3 protein-coding genes are annotated in these 2,941 nt (G+C 69.6%); 2 read left to right on the top strand and 1 reads right to left on the bottom strand.

The features are described 5' to 3' along the window. Positions 1 to 134 precede the first annotated feature (134 nt). Complete coding sequence (locus EHS43_RS41650) at positions 135 to 710, top strand: biotin transporter BioY (RefSeq protein ID WP_125195693.1); 576 nt, start codon at positions 135 to 137, stop codon at positions 708 to 710. A gap of 112 nt (positions 711 to 822) precedes the next feature. Here the strand turns inward: EHS43_RS41650 and EHS43_RS41645 are convergent, their stop codons facing one another. Then, complete coding sequence (locus tag EHS43_RS41645) at positions 823 to 1,548, bottom strand: LPXTG cell wall anchor domain-containing protein (protein WP_125195692.1); 726 nt, start codon at positions 1,546 to 1,548, stop codon at positions 823 to 825. Between the two features lie 239 nt (positions 1,549 to 1,787). On the opposite strand from EHS43_RS41645, the gene EHS43_RS41640 reads away from it, so the two are divergent. Then, a partial coding sequence (locus tag EHS43_RS41640) for a serine/threonine-protein kinase (protein ID WP_260470960.1) occupies positions 1,788 to 2,941 on the top strand: 1,154 nt, incomplete at its 3' end.

Here is a 2,941-nt window from a genome sequence, read left to right as displayed (position 1 = left end):
GGTGTACCCCACACTCTTTGTCCGGAGTCCACCAAGCCGCTGTTCAAGGCTTTGTCGACCGTTGACGGTGATCGGCCCGAGGACGCCGGGATAGCGTCACCGTGTCCCCTGTCGATCACACCCGCGGAGTCCCCATGAGCACCGCCGTCGCCCCCGCCCGCACCGGCCAGGTCCTCGCCGACCTGATCCCCGCCTCCCGCGTCCGGGACATCGCGCTCGTGGCCGGCGGCGCCGCGCTCACCGGTCTCGCTGCCCAGCTCTCCGTGCCCGTGCCGGGCTCCCCGGTGCCGGTGACCGGCCAGACCTTCGCCGCGCTGCTCGTCGGCACCACCCTCGGGGCCCGCCGCGGTGTCGCCTCCCTCGCGCTGTACGCGCTGGCGGGCCTCGCCGGACTCCCGTGGTTCGCCCAGGGCACCTCCGGGTTCTCGGTCTCCTTCGGCTACATCCTCGGCATGATCCTGGCCTCCGCCGCCGTCGGCGCCCTGGCCCGCCGCGGTGCCGACCGGAGCGTGTGGCGGACGGCCGGTGCCATGCTCGTGGGCGAGGCGATCATCTACGCGGTCGGTGTCCCGTACCTCGCCTACGCCGCCGACATGTCGCTGTCCGCCGCCGTCGCGGCCGGCCTCACCCCCTTCCTCCTCGGCGACGCCCTCAAGGCGGCCCTCGCGATGGGCCTCCTGCCCACCGCCTGGAAGCTCGTCAGGCGCTGACAGTCTTCAAGAAGAGGCGCGCCGGGTCGTGGCGCGAACACGGTGGAGGCGTGACCTGACGGACACCGTCAGGTCACGCCTCCACCTCTTCTCTCTCGTTCTCTCCCGCGGATCAGCAGGTGCGCTGCGGGCGCCGCCGCGACCACCACAGCCCGGCCACTCCCGCCGACATCAGCGCCGCACCCGCGGCCCCGAGGGGCAGCAGGTCACGTGCCGGGCCGGTCTTCGGCAGTTCGCCCGAGGCTTCCCCGCCCGGTGCCACCGGCTTGTTGTCGGTGCCCAGCAGCAGCGGGGTGGCCGGGGCGTTCGGCGACGGGTTGGTCGTACCGAACGGAACCGGGCCCTGCTGCCAGAACGTCTTCTTCCCGTCTTCGGTCTGCACCGGCAGACAGATCTTTCCGGTCTTCTTGAGATCGAACGTCGCATCAACGGCGTACGACTTCGACTTGCCTGCCGCGAGATTGCCGATGGGGCAGGCGAAACCGCTGTTCGAGCCCTCCGGTAGGTCTTTTTCTTCGATCGGAGAGCAGCCTTGAACGTTATTGACCGTCATGCCGTCGAATCCGACGACCAGAAGCCTGATTTTTCCGCTGTCCTTGCTCCCGTCGTTCTTCACGGTGGCCGTGAGATCGGTCTTCTGCGAGCTGTTGTCGACAGAGATCCTCTCGGGCAGTGTCGTCTTCAGCTCCACACCGGCCGGTGCCTCGTCAACAGCTTTTCCCCCCTTGCTGCTTGCCGGTCCCTCGTCCGCGCTCGCGGTGCAGGAAAAGATCATCACCGTCGCGAAGGATGCCGTGACCAGCGATCCGGCGATGGTCGTCATACGACGAGAACTCATGTTCGTCCCCCTTGGCTGCGCCTGAATTCGCAGTACTTGAAGAGGTACCACAAGATTTCTCCGCACTATGCTGGTACGGCGCGAAGTGTGACCATTGTGTTCCACTCGGGACATCGTTGAGGGGGTGCAGCGGATTGCCGGGGAATACGGGAGACACGGGAAATGCGAGGCGCGGCGGAGTTCCAGGGCTCCTGGTGACGGGGCGCTATCGCCTGGTCGAGAGCATCGGTCAGGGAGGAATGGGACGGGTGTGGCGGGCCGCCGACGAAATGCTCGACCGCCAGGTCGCGGTCAAGGAGATGCGGATCGACGGCCTCGACGCGGAGGACACCCGCACCCGCCGTGAGCGGACCCTGCGCGAGGCCAGGGCGACGGCCCGTATCGACCACCCGAACGTCGTACGGGTCTACGACGTCGTGGACGAGGGCGAACGCCTGTGGATCGTCATGGAGTTGGTCAACGGCCGCTCCCTGGAACGGATGACGGTGGAGGACGGCCCGCTCGGCCCGCGCGAGACGGCACTGCTCGGCCTCGGCCTGGTGCGGGCCCTGCGACAGGTCCACGCGCGGGGCGTCCTGCACCGGGACATCAAACCCGGCAACGTCCTGGTGGAGGCCGGTGACCGCACCGGCCACCGGATCGTGCTGACGGACTTCGGCATCGCCGCGATGCAGGACACCGAGGCGCTCACCATGGTCGGCATGCTCGTCGGCTCCCCCGACTACATGGCCCCCGAGCGGGTCTCGGGCCGGCCGCAGGGGCCGCCGTCGGACATCTGGTCCCTGGGAGCGACGCTGTGCGCGGCCCTCGGCGGCCGCTCACCCTTCTCCCGCGACACCACCCTCGCCACGCTGCACGCCGTCCTCTACGAGGAGCCCGAACTCCCCGCGACGGCGGGTCCGTTGACCGACATCCTGAGGGCCCTGCTGGAGAAGGACCCCTCGATACGCCCGGGCCTGGACGAGGTCGAGTCGTCCCTGCGAGAGACCGCGTACCCGTCCCCTACGCCGACTTTGCGGATGGAGCCGGGGTTGGAGCCGGGCGAGGAGCGGAGGCCTCCCGGCGCCGGGGGAGGACCGAGCCGGGAACCTCGGGCGGGGGACCCGGAACGGAGGCTCCTTTCCGCACAGGCGGAGCCCACGGACGAGGGGAGTTCCGAGGAAGCTTCGGGCAGCGGCGAAGGGGGCGCGGGACAAGGGCTGAGTGCTGGAGGGACGTCGGGCTCGGGCTGGGGAGACCCGACGGGGCCTCCCGTCCTGGCTGGGAGAGATTCCGCGTCGGCTTCCGCGACAGGTCTGCCGTTGTCAGAGCGGGCCGTGAGCCAGGAGGGAGAGGGCGCTGGGCCTAGGGCGGGCCCTGGAACTGATGCGCCGACTCCGACGGAAGGGCCGGC

The organism is Streptomyces sp. RP5T, assembly GCF_003933965.1.
Classification (GTDB): Bacteria; Actinomycetota; Actinomycetes; order Streptomycetales; family Streptomycetaceae; genus Streptomyces.
Note: the sequence above shows the minus strand (reverse complement) of the source record. Positions and strands in the feature narration are given on the sequence as shown.

Excerpts from the sequence above, each read along its gene's own strand:
- EHS43_RS41650 (WP_125195693.1), top strand. The coding sequence starts at position 135 with ATGAGCACCGCCGTCGCCCCCGCCCGCACCGGCCAGGTCCTCGCCGAC.
- EHS43_RS41645 (WP_125195692.1), bottom strand. The coding sequence starts at position 1,548 with ATGAGTTCTCGTCGTATGACGACCATCGCCGGATCGCTGGTCACGGCA.